Here is an 18,725-nt window from a genome sequence, read left to right as displayed (position 1 = left end):
TTCTTGAAAAAGACTTTTTTTAAGGCTATTATAGTTTCAGGAGTAATGTAACAATTAAATATAAATGAGGCGAAAGTTTGAATATGTCAGATCCTATTTTAGTAAATGTTACAGAAGAAATTGTGCGTGGTTTAGTAAGCTTTTTACTACGAGGACCAGAATATCAAACATTTTGTAAATGCGAAATCTGTGAATTCGACACGGTGGCACTTACACTAAATGCATTGCCAAGTAAGTATGTTACATCTATGGAAGCTAGAGATGAGGCATTTAAAGAAATGAATACTCCTGGAAACATTGAGCGCATTAACAAAGAGATTATTCATGCGTTACATGTGGTAAATAAGTATCCTCGACACAAAGTAGAGCCTACTTCTTAATAGAAGAGGCTCTATTTAAGTTGTAAAGGAAGTGTTTTTCTAGGCTATGTATTTTCAGTTAACTTTTAAGCCAAGCTTGTAGTAAACTAGAGAGTAAGAAAAGGAAAGAGAGGGAAAAGGATATGCCAACACCTAGTATGGAGGACCATATCGAACAGATATATTTATTAATTGCCAACAAAGGATATGCGCGAGTGTCTGACATTGCTGAAGCATTATCTGTTCTTCCTTCTTCTGTTACAAAAATGGTTCAAAAATTAGATAAAGATGGTTATTTAGTTTATGAAAAATACCGTGGACTGACATTGACGCCTAAGGGCGAGAAGCTCGGAAAGCGTCTTGTGCAGCGTCATGAATTGCTCGAGCAGTTTTTACGAATGATTGGTGTGGATGAAGAACGTATTTATGATGATGTGGAGGGAATTGAACATCATTTAAGTTGGAATTCAATCGATCGTATTGCAGATCTTGTGCAAGTAATGGAAGAAAATCCAGACATCGTGAAAAAATTAGAGGCATCTAAGACACAGCACAATCTTTAAAATGATGGTGTGAAGGAAAGGGAGACAATATGAACGCATTAAAATCAGGTGAAGTCGTTACATTAACGGTATTAGAGCAACAAGCATCGAAATGGATTTTAACAAATGGAGTTGAAGAACTACCTTTAAATGCTTCAGAGGTAACAGAGCCACTAACAGTAGGTGACCGCCTTGAAGTATTTTTATTTGCAGACCGTCGTGGTGATTTAGCTGCAACAACAGCTATTCCAGCTTTTACACAAGGTGAATACGGCTGGGCACGCGTCTTGAAAGTAGTGGAACGTGAAGGTGCCTTTGTGGATATTGGTACATCTCGTGAAGTATTAGTAAAGGCAGAGGATTTACCTGCATTAAAAGAGGTGTGGCCAGAACCAGGCGATCATTTATTTATGACATTACGCACAGATCGTAACGGTGATTTATTTGGTCGCTTAGCAACAGAGGAAAAAATTTCGGAGCTATATGAAGGTGCATTTGAAGATATGCACAATAAAAACATCCAAGCACGTCCATATCGTTTGTTACCGATTGGCACATTTTTACTAGGTGTAGAAGTTCCTTACCGTATTTTCGTGCATGAATCTGAGCGAAGTGTAGAGCCTCGATTAGGACAAGATGTAGTTGTTCGTATTATCGATGTAAAAGACGATGGTTCGATGAATGGCTCTCTTTTACCAAGAAAACATGAGCGTCTTTCAAATGATGCGCAACAAATATTGAATTATATACAGGATGTGGGTGGTAAAATGCCATTTGGTGATAAATCATCTCCTGAAGAGGTTCAAGAAATGTTTAATATGAGTAAAGGGGCATTTAAACGTGCCTTAGGAACATTAATGAAAGCTGGTAAAGTGAAACAACAGGATGGTTGGACTGAAGAAGTTTAGTGGATGATTAGTTTGACTTGCTAGATTAACATTTCAACAGGAAAATGACGAGAGACATCCTTGAAACCTTCTCGTCTTTTTTTCGTACTAATAATTGTATAGTGGCATAAATTATACTTGCTAATTATGAAGTTTTAGCGAAAGGGGTCTCACGATTTGAAAAAAACATGGATTAAAATACTAACTGCTACAATGTTGGTATTTGGAGTGATGGCACCAGCAACAGGATTTGCATCTGATAATACGCCTCCGAAAGCAATTGATGAAAAATTAGGCGTACCGATCGTCGTGTATGGCGCAAATTTATCTGAGGCTGAAAAAGAATCTGTCAAAAAATCATTAAAAGTAAGTGAAGAACCTGAAATCGAAGAAATTACTGTGTCTGGTGAGGATCTAGTAAAATACATTAAAGATAGTAATTCAAGCTCCCGTATGTACTCTTCTGCAAAAATTACACGCAGAGATGCAGGAGAAGGCCTAGTAATACAAATTGTCACACCATCTAATATTACGCAGGTAACTTCAGAGATGTACGCCAATGCGATGTTAACAGCAGGAATTCAGGATGCATCCGTACAGGTAGCTGCCCCGAAAGCCGTTACAGGGCATTCAGCGTTAGTAGGTATTTACAAGGCATATGAGGTCACTACAGGTGAAACACTGGATATTGATCGTACAGATGTAGCAAACGAAGAATTATCAGTAGCAACATCCATTGCAGAATCTGCAGGAGTAGACGATGCAAAAGTAGCGGAATTACTGACAGAAATTAAAAAACAAATTGCAGAATTAAAGCCAGCAACACGTGAAGATGTTGAAAAAATTGTACAAGAGCAATTAAGTAAGCTTGAAATTAATTTAAGTGAAAAGGACCGTCAATTGCTAGTAGATTTAATGGATAAAATAAGTAAGTTGGACATTGATTTTAGTAAATGGTCTGATCAATTAAATGATATCAGTAACACGATCCAAGAAAAATTTGGCTCACTTATGGAAGATAAAGGTTTCTGGGAAAGTGTGAAAGGTTTCTTTGTTAATTTAAAAGATACTATTTCTTCATGGTTTAACTAAAATTTATAGTTGATAGAAAAGAATCTGTCATGCCTTCTCACTTTGCTAGAGTAGGTGTACAGATTCTTTTTTTGATTCAGCTAGTGATAGATTTTGAAGTGAGATGTTCTCGACACAGGAAGTTAATCGATTTTCTAGTCTGGATATAGCTTCATTGATTGAATAAAAGAAGGGTACACAAATTTTGTGAAAATATAAAAAGCTATGGTACTATGAATAAAAGGAGTGGTGAGAAATGGAATTCCAATTACAACAACTAGCGGAAAATAAGTTTGCATTTTTGAATGAGCAAGAAGGGGAAAAACTAGCAGAAATTACTTGGCAGCAAAATGGCTCAGTAATGGTAATGGATCACACATATGTATCAGATAAGCTCCGTGGTCAAGGTGTGGCCAAACAATTACTCGATCAAGCAGCATCGTATGCACGTGAAAATGGCTATAAGATGGAGGCCGTTTGTTCCTATGTCGTAGCAGCATTTGAAAAATCAGATGCATATAATGATGTAAAACAATAAAAAATAAGGCAATCTGCTTTTAATTAAGCGGATTGCCTTTTAATTACTAGAGCAAATCATTTAAGCAGCTCCTTATAGTAGAATGACGCTATAAATTAGTACTGTTAAGAAGCCAGCCCCGCCAATTAATGAAGCCATATCTACCCAATCATATGCTAAATCGAAATCTTTCATCCTAACCACTCTCCTATTTTTAGTATTAATTCATTAATTCCCTTTACTTGCCTTTTATAATCATAAATAGTTACAAAATTTTGATGAATGCAAAAATTGAAGGTGTGGAAGCTGGATTTTAATAGGAGGTTGAGTGAGATTGTCTGCATTAAAATGAGACGAACTGCATTGAATTGGTAGAATGATTACTAGATAAAAGAGCAAGTATTAGCCTTACATTGATATATATGCTAGAAGGTATAAAAAAATAATGTTTATTCTTTTAAGAATAGGGAAAAACTATACTACAGAGCTAGTTTCTATATTTTTAGGAGGTAATAAACTATGGCAAAACGAAAAGGAACAGGTGTTGTCGTTGCAGGATTAGCAGGATTAGCAGCATCTTATTTCAGTAAAAAAGAGAATCGTGATAAAGCACTAACGATGTTTAATAGTATGAAAACAAAATTTGAGTCGTATCTTACAACAGGTCCTGATATGCACGACAATATTGCTGAACGTGTAGCAACAGAGGTAGCAACAGAGGCTGGTACTTCACCAACTAAAATTGCCTCGAATGAAATGGTAGCTGAAGGTGGAGGACATACTGGTGTCCATTTCTATAATGAAGAAATTCAAGATAAGGAAAAATAATTACAAAACCTTCTCATCTAAGCATGAGAAGGTCTTTTGTGTGGGATAAGAATAAAGCCTGCAAAGAGCAATAATACGATGCCAGTAAATACAAAGCCACTGACAGTACCAAGTGATAGCCAACCCAGTAAAGAAGAGCCTAAAACTACACCAAGAGAGAAAAATGCATAGAAATAACCGTATGCTTTTCCTCGTACTTCAGCAGTTGTAGAGTCAATTAGCAGCGAATTGACTGAAGGGAAAAGGAAACCAAATCCTATTCCATAGCAAGCCATCGCTATATAAAGTAAAGAGCTAGAATCTGCTTGGCTAATTAATAATTGACTTATTCCCATTAAACCTATCCCAAAAGACAATGTTTTGAGTGGATTGACCTTATCAAAAATACGATTAGTAGGTAATAGGAAAACAAGGACAGCAATAATACCAAATGTACTCATTAAAGTGCCGCTTAAACGAGAATCAAAGCCTAAGGAGTGTACTTTCAGCGGAAGTAGATAGGCAATGACACCTTGAGAAAACATTAAGAAAAAGGCTCCTGAAAATGCCTTTAATGTTCCTTTGTTATTAAAAAAGACACTAATCGGAATGTAGTTACTCGGTTCAGCCTTCTCTTTTTTTACTTGATTTGCTTTCAATATAAAGAACGCAAGTATTCCTAACAGAAGCATAAAGCTTGCTGTGATATTGAAAACAAATGGGACACTTGTTCGGCTAGCTAAAATACCACTAAATGCAGGGCCTATAATGGCTGCTATACCAACAAAAGCGCCTGAAATAGCACTGCCCTTTCCTCTTTTTTCCTGATCGGTAGCATTTGCCAGAAATGTAAAGGCAGCAGGAACAATGAAGCCTGCAACAAGACCATGGATAAAACGTACAATTAATAGAGCAATTGGCTCTTCTACTAAATTATAAAATGTTAACGCTAAACCTGTTGTTAGAAGACCTACTATTAATATGATAAAAGGTCCTTTACGATCCGTTAAAAAGCCAGAAATGATATTACCGAACGTATTGGAAAGCGAATACATGCCCACTGCAAGACCAGTTAGAAATGCCGATGCACCTAAAGACTCAGCATAAGTACTCATAACAGGAAGCTGGGTAAAAAGGTCAAAAAACGAAAAGAAAATGATAGCATAGATAAATTTCTTCATAGCTCCTCCGATGAAATAGAACATTATAGTCAATAAGATTGATATAGTCTTATTATAGCATTTTCTAATTGATTATACTTATCACTGATGTTTTGCTTTTACGCAGAAAAAAACGTCTAATAAGTATTAACTTATTAGACGCACGAGAATTCTGTAATTAAGCTTTTGCAACTTCTTTTTTCATTGTTTTGTTTTTAGCAAGATTTACATGCCAAGAAAGTGCTTCCTCTAAAAGATGAGGAGTTTGGTGGTTGCCAGTTGCTTCCACTGCACGGTTGTAGTAATCCCATAATTGCTCTTTGTAATCTGGGTGTGCACAGTTTTCAATAATTAAAGGTACACGTTCTTTTGGTGCAAGACCACGTAAGTCAGCAATACCTTGCTCTGTTACGATTACATCAACATCATGCTCAGTATGGTCAACATGAGAAACCATTGGCACGATCGATGAAATTGCTCCACCTTTTGCATATGATTTTGTAACAAAAATACCAAGACGTGCATTACGTGCAAAGTCACCTGAACCACCGATACCGTTCATCATGCGTGTTCCAGATACATGTGTAGAGTTTACGTTACCATAGATATCTAATTCTAGAGCAGTGTTGATTGAGATTAGTCCCAAACGACGGATAAGCTCAGGATGGTTAGAAATTTCTTGTGAACGTAAGCAAATTTTATCAGCATATTTCTCTAAATTGCCGTATACTTTTTTCTGTAATTCTTCAGTAAGTGTGATTGAAGTTGCAGCGGCGAATTTAACTTTACCTGCGTCGATTAAGTTAAATACAGCATCTTGAAGTACTTCAGATGCAACAATTAAATCTTCAAATTCTGAATCTGCAAAGCCATCAAGTACAGCGTTTGCTACAGAACCTACACCAGATTGTAATGGCATTAATTGTTTTGTTAAACGACCTGCTTTAATTTCATCACTGAAGAAGTCTAATAAAATGTTAGCCATTGTTTGTGTTTCTTCATCAGGTGGTACGATTAATGAAGGAGCATCTGGCTCTTCAGAAATAACAATTGCTTTAATTTTAGCTGGATCAACTTTGATACCGATATCACCAATGCGTTGCATAGCATTCGTCATTGGGATTGCTTCACGGTTACCTTGCTCACCTGGTACATAGATATCGTGGATACCGATTAAAGCTTCAGGATGTGAAATATTTAACTCGATAATAATGTTCTCTGCATATTCTGCAAAAATTGGTGAGTTACCTACAGAGTTTGTTGGAATGATTAATCCATCTTCAGTAATTGCAACAGCTTCAAGAATTAAATAGTTAATTGGTCCGATGATTCCTTGGCGTACTAGCTCAGCATTATGAGAAAGATGAGCATCTACATATAAGATATCCCCAGAATTAATTAAATTACGGATACCCGCGTCTCCTTGGAATGGTCCACGTTTACGAATTGCACCAGCTTCTGCTAAGTACTTATCTACTTCTGGTCCTAATGATGCACCTGTATATACATCAATTTTGAATTCTTCATTTTTAGCGCGCTCAACTAATGCCATTGGAACAACTTTTGCATCCCCAGCACGAGTAAAACCACTCATCCCAACTACATCACCATTAGAAATAAGTGCTGCTGCAGCTTCAGCAGTTACAATTTTACTCTCAAGTTCTTTTAAACCTAGGCGTTTTTGAACATTTGCATCCATAAAAAAATCCTCCCCTAAATAATTTTGATGGAAACCGATTACAAAACTAGAAAAAACATTTAAGAATTTTCTGTTTATTCAGTTGTAGTATGACTCCAACCATTTGAATAATACTATCACCAAATTGTCACAAAAACTTTAGAATTAGCATTAAATTGAGTAAAAAAAGGAAAATCGAGCATTAGCATGTTTTTTCGACAGAGAAAACGTTTTATTGTAGAACTGTATAAATTTAGATGTTTTCTACATTAAAAATAGTGTAAAAATAGTTAAACGAGGGGCCAAATGTGGCTAATTTGTGTACAAAAAAGAACAGCGAACAATTGATCAAATTGTTCGCTGTTCTTTACAACTTAGAAACCTAAAGAACGACGGAAATAGCTTGCATAGCGTTGGCTAACAGGGATGCGCGTACCATCTTTCATAATTAATAAAAACGTTGAGTGTGAATCTGGTTGAATTTCATCGATGTAGTCAATGTTAACGATATAAGAGCGGTGACAACGAATAAATGAGTCAGGTGCTAAAAATAGCTCTAAATCACTTAGGTTTAAACGGTGATAACCTTCACGAGTCATTGTTTTAACAAATGTTTTACGGAGTTGAGTTTCTAAATAAATAACTTGATCATGTTTGATTGGGTACCAGCAATCATCAATTTTGATTGTAATGTAGTTTGTTAAGAATGCTGATGGTTTTTGCGGGAAGATAGCAGTAATAGCTCCTTTTGTTTCGCCTTCCTCCATTAAAGGAATACTCATGCCATAATAAGCGACACCGAAGACATCGGGTTCAATGTAAGAGCTGATTTTTTGACCATAGCTTAATGCTTTGTGTGCGGCTGAGCCTTCTTTAATAGGGTCACCAGGTTTAATTTTTAAATCAACTTTCTTGCTTGGCTGGTAATACAAATATTCATTTGTATCAGAGATAGCAATGGACGTATTCTCAGGGAAGAACTCCTTAATAATCTCCATAATCTCTTCTATTTGTTTTGGATCCACTTTAAACACCTCGTCTAAACTTTTAAAAATAGTATTATCATCTATTTTACTACATATTCATATAAATTATATAGAGAAGATTTAGGAATAAAATAGAAAAATGTCGAATGATCCATTAGAATGATGTAAGATGTTTTGTATAATTTGTAAATAAATTTATAAAATGACTAATTTATTTTGATATGTATATGGTAAAATTTAATTGTTAGGAATAAGTTTACGAGGTTTCTACTATGCATATGTGATAAATTAGAACTAGAGTAGCAAGTAAAATGTGGTTGAAAGGAAATCGCAGAATATGGTAAAATTCACTGTATAGTCTATTTTTTTTAGATCTGGTGTTTTAGTAGGGTTATTTTTGATTTATTTGTTAATAAAATTTGTGAAATAGGACTCAGTTCTTATATTGAATAAGTAAATACTATTTTCTTATTTTTAATTCGTCGGGATTGGTGTCAAATATTGTCATGCAATTCATGCACTCTGAGGAAAGATGGGGAAGATTATGCAACTACATCAACATTCTATGTCAGAAACGATATCCAAAAGATACTTCCAAGAAATCGATAATATTAATCAATATATCGGTGTCGAAGAATTTTTTAATATTGAGTCGAAATTAATTTTTGAAATTTACCATTTAGAATCTGCAAAAGCGAAAAAATCTTTGCATGAGTTAATTGATATTCTCTCAATTCGTTTTGGCAAACAGGTCATTAAAATCGTTCGAAGTTATTTTTCTGTTTTGTCATCAATTGTTGCTCGTAAATTGCTGGACAATCAAGTACCTTCGAAAAAAGCATTTGCTTTCAATATTGCGTGTAACGATATGATAGAAAATCAGATGAAAGACGCAGAGTTTTTACAATTTGCTGATGATTTAATTGATTTCTTTGTTTACTTTATTGCAGATCGCAAACAACCGACTTTCCGACATCAAACTGTTAACAAAGTGATAATGTATATAAATGACGAGCTTGAAAATGATTTAACTGTAGAAAGTATCGCGAATAACTTTCATATAAGTACTAGTCACTTATCACGTATTTTTAGAGAACATGTAGGTATTACATTGGTTGAGTATTTAAATGTTAGACGTGTAGAAGAATCACAATACTACTTACGACATACAAACAAAAGTATTACTTCTATCTCAGATCAATTCCATTTTTGTAATCAAAGCTATTTTACTCGTATATTCAAAAAATATACGGGAGTTACGCCAAAACATTTCAGAGACGAACTTCATCATGAATTTTATCGTTTTGAAATGGCAGAGACTGAATTACAAAATGTCTAGATTTTGAGCATAGAGAATGAGAAGGTGCGAACATATTAGCGTTGCTAAAGCTCGCATCTTTTTTTGATGAATCATCTGAGGAAACAGCTTAAGGAATGAGTAGCACTTGCTATTTGATAAAGAGAGACCCTATAAGGTATACTTCACAGTAGTTGATAAATAATAGTAGGTGGAAAAATGAAAAATTTGAAGCTATTTTCAATGCTTGGTCTTGCCGTTTTTGTTCTTAGTGGCTGTCAAGCTGTGCAAAACAAAGAAGGTTTTTTCTATAGTATCTTTGTAAAACCTATGGAATTTTTATTGGAGTTTTTCGGGAATGATATCTTTTCAGGAAGCTATGGTTTAGCAATCATTGCGATTACGGTTCTAATTCGTTTAGTCTTAATGCCGATTATGTTAAAAAACTATCGTCAGCAGCAATTAATGAAAACGAAGATGGATGCTTTTAAACCTGAAATGGAAGCCGTTCAGAAAAAAATGAAGGAAGCTAAGACAAAAGAAGAGCAAACGCAATATCAACAAGAAATGATGGCTCTATATCAAAAGCATGGTATTAATCCTCTTAATATGGGTTGTTTACCGATGTTAATTCAAATGCCGATTATTATGGGTCTGTATTTCTCGATCTTGTATTCTGCAGATGTGAAATCCCATGAGTTTTTATGGTTTAGCTTAGGGTCACCTGATATTGTAATGACTATTGTGGCAGGGATTGTTTACCTAGTCCAGGCTCGTGTATCTTTATGGACTGTACCTGAGCAACAAAAAGCTCAGATGAAAATGTTTATTTATATTTCACCAATTATGATTGTCTTTATCTCCATGTCTTCTATGGCAGCACTACCTTTGTATTGGTCTGTCAGTGGTGCATTGTTGATTATTCAAACATATATTGGGCGTAAATATTATTCGGAACATCCCGAGAAAGCAAAAAAATAAATTCATCGATGTCGAGGCGCCTTTGTTGCCTCGATTTTTTTAGGAGGACAGCAAGATGAACAGAAAATGGCTATCATCTATTCTTGTCGCAATTTTTAGTATTGCGGCACTCGTGTTTATTATTTTAGGGAAATTTAATTTTGCCGTACTAGCAATGACGGTCATGTTTGCCTTATCAAATGGGTTTAGAGCGAAAAGCTTTAAAGAGCAAGGCTATGTAAAAGAAGCGAAGTGGATGCAGTATATGGCAATTTTTTTCGCAATTGCGTCTATAGTCGTATTTGTCATCGTTCTAACAGATTAATTGAATATTTAGGTAGGAAATTTACACCTGAAAATGTGAACAGTGCTAAAATAAGAGTATAACTAGTAATACAATAAAATAGGTATTTTCAAGGTGAAAAGCTATAAGAACATCATCCTTTTAGATACCTGATATTTTAAAAGGGGTATAAATAGTGAAAAACAATCGTCTTCCGCTTATCGTTGGTGCTTTCATATCTATCGCGTTAATCGTCGCAATTTTTGTCGTCTACAACTATAAGAATAATCAAGCAAATAGTGCAGCTGATGAGCAACCAAAAACAACAGAAACAAACAAAACAACTGAACAAGATACTACAGCAACAGAGAAACCAGACAATACAGAAACACCTGCAAAGCCAGAGCCACAACCAGACGAAAATGGCTATCTTCCAAATCAAACATTACCTACCGAACCAACTTATATCAATGGTATTCTGCTAGCTAATAAAATTTATCCGCTTCCTTCTACCTTTGCACCTGAAGAAAATCCAGAAGCAAGAGAAGCGTTAAATCAAATGTTAGCGGCTGCCAAGCAGCAAGGATTTGATTTAGTTGCATTTAGTGGTTACCGTTCTTTTGAATATCAAACAACACTTTATGATAACTATGTTAAACGTGATGGGCAGGCGGCAGCAGATCGATACAGTGCTCGTCCTGGCTATTCGGAACACCAGACAGGCTTAGCGTTTGATATAGGAGAGCGTGGAAAAGAAGACGTGTGGCTGACAGAAGAGTTTGGCGAAACCCCAGCAGGGCAATGGCTATTTGCGCATGCACAAGAGTATGGTTTTATTTTGCGTTTCCCTCAAAACAAAGAAGAGATAACAGGTTATATGTATGAGTCTTGGCATTATCGTTATGTGGGCAAAGAGGTTGCAAAAGACATTACAAAGAAAAATATTACGTTAGAAGAATATCTAGGCGTGAAATAATAAAAGGAAGAGAAGCGGTTCTTCTATGAACAGGCTCTCTTCCTTTTTATTTTTATAAAATGGGTGTTAATAAACGGGAAATAGATTCTTTAAATTTAATCAGTGTTGAACGGTTTTTATACATTTCCCATGTTAATTCCGTACAATCAAAAATATCCTTTTCAAACAGCTCTGCCAGTTGATGCGATATATTGGCATCATATATGAAGGCATTGACTTCGAAATTTAGACTGAAACTTCGTACATCGATATTCGCTGTTCCAACAGTGGATGCCTCGTCATCAATAATAATAGCTTTCGCATGAATAAAGCCCTTTTCATAAATGTAGACTTTGGCCCCTGCACGTAATAATTGACCCACATAAGAATAAGTTGCCCAATAAACAAACATGTGATCAGGCTTGTTAGGAATCATAATACGTACATCAATGCCTGACAAGGTTGCAATTTTAATGGCGTCTAAGAAACTAATATCTGGGATGAAATAAGGTGTTTGAATATAAATATATTTTTTAGCCATATTAATCAGCTTTAAGTAACCGATCTTTATTTGCTCCCAGTCTGAATCTGGTCCACTTGAAACAATCTGCAAACCAACGTCACCCTTCTTCGGAATGGCAGGGAAATAGCGATCGGAGTACCCCATTTTTTGTTGAGCACTAGCTTGGTTCCAATCGAGTAAAAAGCGTGTTTGTAATGGATGTACAGCACTACCTTCAATACGTAAGTGTGTATCTCTCCAATAACCAAACTTTTTTTGTAATCCTAAATATTCATCACCGACGTTAAATCCACCTATATAGCCAATTCGGCCGTCAATGACAACGATTTTTCGGTGATTTCTAAAATTTAAACGAGGATTAAGAAGTGGCAAAATGGATGGGAAGAAAACTTCTACTTCACCACCAGCATGCAGCAATTCTTTAAAATGGCGCCTTTTTACATTACGTGAACCCATTTCATCATAGAGAAGACGTACCTTAACGCCTTGCTTTGCTTTTTTTATCAATGCATTGACGATACGTGTACCTAAGTCATCAAGTCGGAAAATATAATACTGAATGTGGATATGATCTTTAGCTGCTTCAATGTCTTTAAGGAGTTGTTCAAACTTATCGGCGCCATCATCAAAAATATCCAGATGGTTGTCCTGCGTTAAAACCGCATTGTTTGTTCTGAGGTGCATATAAATCATCTCTTGATAATTTTCTGCATTGGCAATGCGAAACTCAAATGTCTCATCACGAATAGCATCCATCTGATAGTTGATGAGATTATCAATCCCAATATCCTTGCGTCCTTCCCAACGGAATAAATGCTTTCTTCGTAATTGTCTTCCAAGTAATAAGTACAAAATAAATCCAGCTAATGGCAGGAAAAATAATACGAGAATCCATGCCCATGTAGAGGTAGCATCTTTACGTTCTAAGAAAATGATGGTCAAGGCTAATAAAATATTAAAAAACAAAGTTAAAGGAACTAAATATTCTATATCTGTAAAAATGCTCATTCCTACACCTGCCTTTACTATTGTTAACAACATACTTAGTATAGCCTACTTCAAATGAGGAAAGAAGATATGAAATGGCTAGATAGCATGGAAAAGGATTATCCCTTAGACATATCAGAGATAATCCGATGGTTTAATTAGTAATTTCTCATTGAAATAAAATATCAGAGAAGAAGCTTTTCTCGGCTAACGAAAATTGCCCCAACACATAAGGCCCTATATTAAATGTTTGATAATTGGGAAGTTAGGGTTCACAGGAAATTTATTTTCTGTGAACGCAGTTGAAAGTAACATCTCTCCGATTTTCGCTTATGCCTCCTGAAAGCAATAAAGTGCAACATGTTATATATTTTCATGACGCAATGATTTACTGGATGCCTTATATATATAAATCAGACTTATAGAAAGGAGGGCTATCGCTGCCGAAATATAATAACCGAGACTTGCTTGTACGGTAAATAACCATGTGAAAAATAATGGGCCAAGAATACGTCCTAAGTTATCCATTGAATAGGACAGCCCTGCGGCAGTTCCATATTGTCCTCCAGATTCTTTAGAGGAGAGTGATACTACGCATGTTCTTGCAATTGCATTACCTGCTGTAAAGACACAAAGGGCAAGCCCAGCGATAAAAAGATTAGCTGTCAATGTGAATAAAAGCATGCCGATAGCAGTTACAATTTGTGCACTGATTAGCCATGTCGTCTCACGGCCATTTTTTATGCGTCGAACGACCCCGCCTTGAATGGCAGCATCAACAAAGCCACTAAACATGAATAAGTAACCAATTTGTAATGGTGTAATGTGAATTTTTTCGATTTGAAATAGTTGGAATGTAGCCTCAACGCCCGCTAGCATAAACGTTACTAAAAATGAAAACATAAATAGATAGCGCACGCGGTATTGTAGCATGGTTCCAGCACCTTTTGGCACGATAGCACGTTTATTTGAATCTTTTCGTTTTTCAGGTTCTTTTAGGACGAAACTCGCATAAATAAATAATAGTGCAATTAATGAGGCGGATGCAATAAATGGTAATTGCAAGCTATAATGACCTAACATCCCACCGATTGCTGGACCAAAAATAAAACCAAGACCAATGGACATGCCCATAAAGCCCATATATTTATTGCGATCCTCTTCACTGGACATATCAGCAATAAATCCTGTTACTGCAGTATATAATGCTCCAGAAAATAAACCACCAATTATACGTGACACATACAATATAGCTAGATTATCTATAAATAATGAAAAAATAACAAAACTAAGGCTAAAGCCAACTAGACCTGTTAGGATCAGTTGTTTACGCCCTACCTTATCTGATAGCATACCCCAAAATGGTGCTGTGAAAAAACTTGCAAGTGAATATACGGTCAGTAAACCACCTACGTGGAGATCATTCCAGTTTTGCTGCACAATTACCTCTGGTAAGACGGGAATAATAATGCCGAACCCTAGATAAACGAGGAATTGAACAGACATCAATAATAAAATAGCCTTTTTCATACAGTTCCCTGCTTTCATACATATTTCAATATGTATATTCTAACCTTCTTGTTCTTGCGATTACAAGAATAGGGAAGGAGAAGCTTGGATTAAGAGGAATTATTCAGTAAAGAAATAAAGCGTTTTAAGATTTTTTAAACATATGTTCTAATCAGTGAATAATATGTAGCCATTTTGGGTAATTTAAATATGTTTGGTGGTAAAGTTAGATGGGTGTGAAAAATTTACAATGTAACAAAATTGAAAAATTTTAAAGGTAAGTTAAATGGTATGATAAATTTGTCAGACATCATACGCGTAGAAAAATGAAACTTTTTCGTAAATAAAACGTTATATAAAATCGAGGAAAGATTGAGGTGGAATGTATGACAAAAGAAGTAGATTTGAAAAAGATTGTTTCGAATTTATCTAAGTTGGGTGTAACAGCCACTGTAACAAAGTCTCGACTAGAACTTTTAAAAGTGCTCACACCACCAACGCAAACTCCGCAAGTTCAAGCTTAACTCGTTTCCAATAGAAAAAGGGAAGTCTCGCACATAGAGACTTCCTTTTTTCTATATTTATTCATCTTCATCATGTGTTGTAAACATATACGTTCGATAATGGAATCGCATACTAAAGACCAGTCCAATGGCTAAGGCATTTCCCATTAGAGAACTTCCTCCGTAGCTAATGAACGGAAGTGGAATACCTGTGATAGGTAATAATTGAATAGTCATTCCTATATTTTCGAAAACGTGGAAAGTAATCATGGCGATAATCCCAGCACAAACATAGGTCGAGAAGGGATCTTTCAATAAGAGTGTTGTCTTTGTTAGATGATAAATTAATAAGAAGAAAATACAAATAACAATACTAGCGCCAATAAAGCCCCATTCTTCACCTATTACGGTAAAAATGAAATCGGTGTGGTTCTCAGCTACATATACCTCTCGATTTCGGAAACCCTTACCAAAAATTTCACCTGATCCAATCGCATTTAAAGAAGTAATTAAGTGATAGCCATCACTAGATGAATAGGAATAGGGATCTAGCCATGAATAAATACGCGCAAATTGATACGCCTTAAAACCAAATGTTTTCTCTAGGAAATCTTGCATATAGAGTGCCATCCACAGTAGTGCGCCACCTGCTACCATGCCACCTAAAAATGTCGGTAGAATTATTTTCCAAGAAATTCCTGCTACGATAATAAGAGCAGCAGTAATGGCAAAGAATACAAGAGCTGAACCTAGGTCAGGCTGCTTCAAAATGATAGCCAAAGGTACAATTAAAGTGATTGCGATTTTACCTAGTAGCAAAAAGTCTGTTTTAATAGACCTTAATGAATAAACTTCATGGTGCTTACTAATTAATCGTGCTAGTGCTAAAATGTAAAAAGTTTTCATAAACTCAGAAGGCTGAATATTCCCAATCGGCGTATGATACCAGCTTTTAGCACCATTTACAGGTGCACCGATTTGACCTTCTCCTTCAGGCATAAAAATAAGCAGTACCAGTAAGGCAATCCCTGCTCCATACATATACCATGACATTTTTTTATATTGATCTGGCTCAAAAAACATGACGATACCAATAATTACTGCACCAATCACATACCATTGCATTTGCTTTGGTACGTAGTTAATGCCATACTGACCTGATGTTTGGGCAGATGCAATAGCTAACAAACTAATGACTAGAAAAGTGAAGAGAATAAAAGCAAGGGTCCAGTCAAAACGATTTGCGAAATTTCGTTTATTTTCCATAAAAGCCACCTAAATTAAAATAGTATCTCAATATGAGTAAATGTGATGCGATTCTTCCTATTTCGTTTATAATTGGTCAAAGAAGAAAGCAAATTATCATCCAACAGTGGTGTAAGAATAGCTCATATCTATTGATAAGCTTGCAATTTGCTTTGAATATTGTCAATGGAATTTTAAGCAAATACTTGAACTCATTGAGTAATCTAAAATTTATATGCAAATGCATGTTTAACATTCCTAATTATAACGCAAAAAACACTTTTATGCCTGCGTATATAGTAGTGACGACAATTAACATAAAATGTTTCAAAAAATTCATGTTTAGACTTATAATGTAGTGAAGAGTGGGGTGATGGTTGTGGCTAAAAAATTAAAGTCAGCTGATGATTTTATGTATCATATTTATGTTCATATGAATGATGTCGATAAATTTGTCATTTTTAGCGGGTTAAAATTCTCGCAATTTGTGGCTGCACTTGAACCACTGCATCACTTACTGTTATTAAAACATTCCTATGAAGACGGTTCTTTTAATATGCATACACAATTTGAATATGTATTGGAAGAAGATGTTCCTCGTTTTGTGAAAAAATCAGCTGAATCAAAAGAATTATGCTGGATTGATTTTATGGACGAGAAGAGGCTAGATCATCTAACACCGATGGAACAAGGAGAATTGCTTTACATAAGTCATAAAAAAGAACCGATTACGTCAGCATTTTTTAACAAATTACAAAATAGATTCGTCTATTATTCTTCAGATTTAGAGAAAATGACGAAAGTTTATTTTCGTCATTTAAGTGATTCGGATTTATTGGTTGCCAATGTATTTAATAGTTTAATTCGTGAAAAGGAACGGAGCACTGGTTTTTGGCGTCGAAAAGTAAAATCGAGTATTCCTGCTGTATCTCCAGATTTTTTACGTTCTTACCGATCCTTTGCGAAAGATGGAGCATTACTATCTTTGTATCGGATTGAAAAACCAAAGGCAGCGTATGGAATAGAAGTTCGTAATTTGTCTGAATATTCTTTTCCCGATGAAGTTTGGGATGACTTAAGTACGATTTTAAAAACGGAGCACGATGAATTGATATATATTATTTAATCTTCATTGCAGCACAGTCTAAGAGCATTCACCTCTCTAAAATGAAGATAGGCCGTTGGTAGATATTACGCATATTGAATTGTGTCTGTACAATTCAATGACAGGAAGTAATAATGTCAAGGCATAATTGATGAAATGTACACGCAAAATCTCACCGTCAAAAATACGGTGAGATTTTTATGTCATTTGTCAAGACGTTTCATGATAAACTAATAGTACTCAAGAAGTATGTGGAGGGCACAAAAATGAAAAAAAGAATCGGTTTATTATACGGCGGAAAGTCAGCGGAGCACGAAGTGTCATTATCAACAGCACGTGCAGTCACTGGAGCTTTGAATTTCGAGGAGTATGAAGTATATCCGATTTTCATTACATCTGACGGGGAATGGCGACGAGGAGAGCGTTTAGAAAAACCTGTAAGTGCAATAGAAGAATTACAATTTGGTGATAATACAACAATTTTAGAAAATAATATTACTGATTTTTTGATCGATGACAATGGCAATGAGGTACAGTTCGATGTCATTTTCCCATTGTTACATGGTACTAATGGCGAGGATGGAACGGTGCAAGGTTTACTTGAGGTTCTGAATTTACCGTATGTAGGAAATGGTGTATTAGCATCCTCTGCTGGTATGGATAAAGTGGTAATGAAGCAATTATTTGAAATTGCAGGGTTACCACAAGTGCCCTATACGTATTTTATTCGTAGTGAGTGGAAGAATGAGCAACAGGTAATCATTGAACGTTGTGAAAGCAATTTGAGTTGGCCAATGTTTGTGAAGCCTGCAAACTTAGGATCGAGTGTTGGGATTAGCAAAGCAACAGATCGTGAGGAATTAGTCAAAGCAATTGAATTTGCTTTGCAATATGACCGTAAAATTGTTGTTGAGCAAGGAATTGTCGCTCGTGAAGTTGAATTAGCAGTGTTAGGCAATGACTACCCTGAAGTTTCAGTGCCAGGTGAAATTAAACCAGTTACTGAATTTTATGATTATGATTCTAAATATAAGGACGGCTCTACAGCACTTATTATTCCAGCTGAGCTTCCAGTAGAAACTGTTGCGAGCTTAAAGGAACTGGCAAAGCGCGCATTTAAGGCTATAGATGGCAGCGGCTTAGTTCGTGCGGACTTTTTTGTAACAGCTGAAAATAACGTTTACATTAATGAAGTGAACACAATGCCAGGTTTCACGCCTGTAAGTATGTATCCATTATTATGGCAGCATACAAATGTGAGTTATCCTGAGCTGATCGACCGTTTAATTACCTTAGCAATAGAACGCTATGAAGAAAAACAACAGCTTCACTATAAAAAAGACTGAGTGGG

19 protein-coding genes are annotated in these 18,725 nt (G+C 35.6%); 13 read left to right on the top strand and 6 right to left on the bottom strand.

The window, feature by feature from the left end; genetic code table 11:
* The first annotated feature begins 83 nt into the window (after nucleotides 1-83).
* From ACEVFT_RS23615 to ACEVFT_RS23590, 6 genes are all read left to right on the top strand, one after another.
* Nucleotides 84-380, top strand: a complete 297-nt coding sequence (locus tag ACEVFT_RS23615) for a late competence development ComFB family protein (RefSeq protein WP_374116337.1) — start codon at nucleotides 84-86, stop codon at nucleotides 378-380.
* Between the two features lie 122 nt (nucleotides 381-502).
* The gene (gene mntR, locus ACEVFT_RS23610; protein ID WP_036119205.1) at nucleotides 503-922 is read left to right on the top strand and encodes a transcriptional regulator MntR; all 420 of its coding nucleotides are present in this window, start codon (nucleotides 503-505) and stop codon (nucleotides 920-922) included.
* A 29-nt stretch (nucleotides 923-951) separates the two neighbouring features.
* Nucleotides 952-1,809 (top strand): CvfB family protein, encoded by an 858-nt coding sequence (locus tag ACEVFT_RS23605; RefSeq protein ID WP_205445911.1) that lies wholly within the window; start codon nucleotides 952-954, stop codon nucleotides 1,807-1,809.
* 156 nt (nucleotides 1,810-1,965) lie between these two features.
* Nucleotides 1,966-2,880 carry a DUF1002 domain-containing protein gene (locus ACEVFT_RS23600; RefSeq protein WP_393951497.1) on the top strand — a complete coding sequence of 305 codons (915 nt, stop codon included), beginning with the start codon at nucleotides 1,966-1,968 and terminating at the stop codon, nucleotides 2,878-2,880.
* Nucleotides 2,881-3,115: 235 nt separating this feature from the next.
* Nucleotides 3,116-3,397 carry a GNAT family N-acetyltransferase gene (locus ACEVFT_RS23595; protein WP_205445909.1) on the top strand — a complete coding sequence of 94 codons (282 nt, stop codon included), beginning with the start codon at nucleotides 3,116-3,118 and terminating at the stop codon, nucleotides 3,395-3,397.
* A 498-nt stretch (nucleotides 3,398-3,895) separates the two neighbouring features.
* On the top strand, nucleotides 3,896-4,204 hold the full coding sequence (locus ACEVFT_RS23590; RefSeq protein WP_205445908.1) for a hypothetical protein: 309 nt from the start codon (nucleotides 3,896-3,898) through the stop codon (nucleotides 4,202-4,204).
* Nucleotides 4,205-4,221: 17 nt separating this feature from the next.
* On the opposite strand, the gene ACEVFT_RS23585 is transcribed toward ACEVFT_RS23590, so the two are convergent.
* The 3 genes from ACEVFT_RS23585 to ACEVFT_RS23575 all read right to left on the bottom strand — a co-directional run bounded on the left by ACEVFT_RS23585 (nucleotide 4,222) and on the right by ACEVFT_RS23575 (nucleotide 8,046).
* Nucleotides 4,222-5,388 carry an MFS transporter gene (locus ACEVFT_RS23585; RefSeq protein ID WP_393951505.1) on the bottom strand — a complete coding sequence of 389 codons (1,167 nt, stop codon included), beginning with the start codon at nucleotides 5,386-5,388 and terminating at the stop codon, nucleotides 4,222-4,224.
* Nucleotides 5,389-5,521: 133 nt separating this feature from the next.
* Nucleotides 5,522-7,042 (bottom strand): succinyl-CoA:acetate CoA-transferase ScpC, encoded by a 1,521-nt coding sequence (scpC, locus tag ACEVFT_RS23580; protein WP_205445907.1) that lies wholly within the window; start codon nucleotides 7,040-7,042, stop codon nucleotides 5,522-5,524.
* Between the two features lie 353 nt (nucleotides 7,043-7,395).
* Nucleotides 7,396-8,046, bottom strand: a complete 651-nt coding sequence (locus tag ACEVFT_RS23575) for a LytTR family DNA-binding domain-containing protein (RefSeq protein WP_004232004.1) — start codon at nucleotides 8,044-8,046, stop codon at nucleotides 7,396-7,398.
* Between the two features lie 505 nt (nucleotides 8,047-8,551).
* Between ACEVFT_RS23575 and ACEVFT_RS23570 the strand changes: the two genes are divergently transcribed.
* From ACEVFT_RS23570 to ACEVFT_RS23555, 4 genes are all read left to right on the top strand, one after another.
* Complete coding sequence (locus tag ACEVFT_RS23570; protein WP_004232009.1) at nucleotides 8,552-9,346, top strand: helix-turn-helix transcriptional regulator; 795 nt, start codon at nucleotides 8,552-8,554, stop codon at nucleotides 9,344-9,346.
* 177 nt (nucleotides 9,347-9,523) lie between these two features.
* Nucleotides 9,524-10,285 (top strand): membrane protein insertase YidC, encoded by a 762-nt coding sequence (yidC, locus tag ACEVFT_RS23565; RefSeq protein ID WP_205445906.1) that lies wholly within the window; start codon nucleotides 9,524-9,526, stop codon nucleotides 10,283-10,285.
* A gap of 55 nt (nucleotides 10,286-10,340) precedes the next feature.
* Nucleotides 10,341-10,589 (top strand): hypothetical protein, encoded by a 249-nt coding sequence (locus ACEVFT_RS23560; RefSeq protein WP_393951496.1) that lies wholly within the window; start codon nucleotides 10,341-10,343, stop codon nucleotides 10,587-10,589.
* Between the two features lie 154 nt (nucleotides 10,590-10,743).
* A complete protein-coding gene (locus tag ACEVFT_RS23555; protein ID WP_342441807.1) occupies nucleotides 10,744-11,523 on the top strand; it encodes a M15 family metallopeptidase in 780 nt (259 codons plus the stop codon).
* 52 nt (nucleotides 11,524-11,575) lie between these two features.
* On the opposite strand, the gene cls is transcribed toward ACEVFT_RS23555, so the two are convergent.
* Entirely contained in the window at nucleotides 11,576-13,033 is a 1,458-nt protein-coding gene (gene cls / locus ACEVFT_RS23550) for a cardiolipin synthase (protein ID WP_342534811.1), read from the bottom strand.
* A gap of 342 nt (nucleotides 13,034-13,375) precedes the next feature.
* Nucleotides 13,376-14,542 (bottom strand): MFS transporter, encoded by a 1,167-nt coding sequence (locus tag ACEVFT_RS23545; RefSeq protein WP_393951495.1) that lies wholly within the window; start codon nucleotides 14,540-14,542, stop codon nucleotides 13,376-13,378.
* 365 nt (nucleotides 14,543-14,907) lie between these two features.
* On the opposite strand from ACEVFT_RS23545, the gene ACEVFT_RS23540 reads away from it, so the two are divergent.
* Nucleotides 14,908-15,045 carry an Lmo0850 family protein gene (locus ACEVFT_RS23540; protein WP_004232019.1) on the top strand — a complete coding sequence of 46 codons (138 nt, stop codon included), beginning with the start codon at nucleotides 14,908-14,910 and terminating at the stop codon, nucleotides 15,043-15,045.
* Between the two features lie 57 nt (nucleotides 15,046-15,102).
* Here ACEVFT_RS23540 and ACEVFT_RS23535 read toward each other — a convergent pair whose 3' ends face one another.
* On the bottom strand, nucleotides 15,103-16,290 hold the full coding sequence (locus ACEVFT_RS23535; RefSeq protein ID WP_205445902.1) for an FtsW/RodA/SpoVE family cell cycle protein: 1,188 nt from the start codon (nucleotides 16,288-16,290) through the stop codon (nucleotides 15,103-15,105).
* A gap of 352 nt (nucleotides 16,291-16,642) precedes the next feature.
* Between ACEVFT_RS23535 and ACEVFT_RS23530 the strand changes: the two genes are divergently transcribed.
* Together ACEVFT_RS23530 and ACEVFT_RS23525 are read left to right on the top strand one after the other, a co-directional pair.
* Nucleotides 16,643-17,395 (top strand): hypothetical protein, encoded by a 753-nt coding sequence (locus ACEVFT_RS23530; RefSeq protein WP_205445901.1) that lies wholly within the window; start codon nucleotides 16,643-16,645, stop codon nucleotides 17,393-17,395.
* A gap of 245 nt (nucleotides 17,396-17,640) precedes the next feature.
* On the top strand, nucleotides 17,641-18,720 hold the full coding sequence (locus tag ACEVFT_RS23525; RefSeq protein WP_393951494.1) for a D-alanine--D-alanine ligase: 1,080 nt from the start codon (nucleotides 17,641-17,643) through the stop codon (nucleotides 18,718-18,720).
* Nucleotides 18,721-18,725: the final 5 nt, after the last annotated feature.

This window comes from Lysinibacillus sp. PWR01, from assembly GCF_043359455.1.
GTDB lineage: Bacteria > Bacillota > Bacilli > Bacillales_A > Planococcaceae > Lysinibacillus > Lysinibacillus fusiformis_F.
The sequence above is the reverse complement of the archived record's forward strand: the minus strand, read 5'-3'. Positions and strand labels throughout refer to the sequence as shown.

What these genes read in the sequence shown, in the direction of transcription:
- ACEVFT_RS23585 (WP_393951505.1), bottom strand. Translation starts at nt 5,388, where the DNA reads ATGTTCTATTTCATCGGAGGAGCTATGAAGAAATTTATCTATGCTATC.
- ACEVFT_RS23545 (WP_393951495.1), bottom strand. Translation starts at nt 14,542, where the DNA reads ATGAAAAAGGCTATTTTATTATTGATGTCTGTTCAATTCCTCGTTTAT.
- ACEVFT_RS23595 (WP_205445909.1), top strand. Translation starts at nt 3,116, where the DNA reads ATGGAATTCCAATTACAACAACTAGCGGAAAATAAGTTTGCATTTTTG.
- ACEVFT_RS23525 (WP_393951494.1), top strand. Translation starts at nt 17,641, where the DNA reads ATGAAAAAAAGAATCGGTTTATTATACGGCGGAAAGTCAGCGGAGCAC.
- ACEVFT_RS23615 (WP_374116337.1), top strand. Translation starts at nt 84, where the DNA reads ATGTCAGATCCTATTTTAGTAAATGTTACAGAAGAAATTGTGCGTGGT.
- ACEVFT_RS23560 (WP_393951496.1), top strand. Translation starts at nt 10,341, where the DNA reads ATGAACAGAAAATGGCTATCATCTATTCTTGTCGCAATTTTTAGTATT.
- ACEVFT_RS23605 (WP_205445911.1), top strand. Translation starts at nt 952, where the DNA reads ATGAACGCATTAAAATCAGGTGAAGTCGTTACATTAACGGTATTAGAG.
- yidC (WP_205445906.1), top strand. Translation starts at nt 9,524, where the DNA reads ATGAAAAATTTGAAGCTATTTTCAATGCTTGGTCTTGCCGTTTTTGTT.
- ACEVFT_RS23570 (WP_004232009.1), top strand. Translation starts at nt 8,552, where the DNA reads ATGCAACTACATCAACATTCTATGTCAGAAACGATATCCAAAAGATAC.
- mntR (WP_036119205.1), top strand. Translation starts at nt 503, where the DNA reads ATGCCAACACCTAGTATGGAGGACCATATCGAACAGATATATTTATTA.
- ACEVFT_RS23590 (WP_205445908.1), top strand. Translation starts at nt 3,896, where the DNA reads ATGGCAAAACGAAAAGGAACAGGTGTTGTCGTTGCAGGATTAGCAGGA.
- ACEVFT_RS23540 (WP_004232019.1), top strand. Translation starts at nt 14,908, where the DNA reads ATGACAAAAGAAGTAGATTTGAAAAAGATTGTTTCGAATTTATCTAAG.
- ACEVFT_RS23535 (WP_205445902.1), bottom strand. Translation starts at nt 16,290, where the DNA reads ATGGAAAATAAACGAAATTTCGCAAATCGTTTTGACTGGACCCTTGCT.
- cls (WP_342534811.1), bottom strand. Translation starts at nt 13,033, where the DNA reads ATGAGCATTTTTACAGATATAGAATATTTAGTTCCTTTAACTTTGTTT.
- scpC (WP_205445907.1), bottom strand. Translation starts at nt 7,042, where the DNA reads ATGGATGCAAATGTTCAAAAACGCCTAGGTTTAAAAGAACTTGAGAGT.
- ACEVFT_RS23530 (WP_205445901.1), top strand. Translation starts at nt 16,643, where the DNA reads ATGGTTGTGGCTAAAAAATTAAAGTCAGCTGATGATTTTATGTATCAT.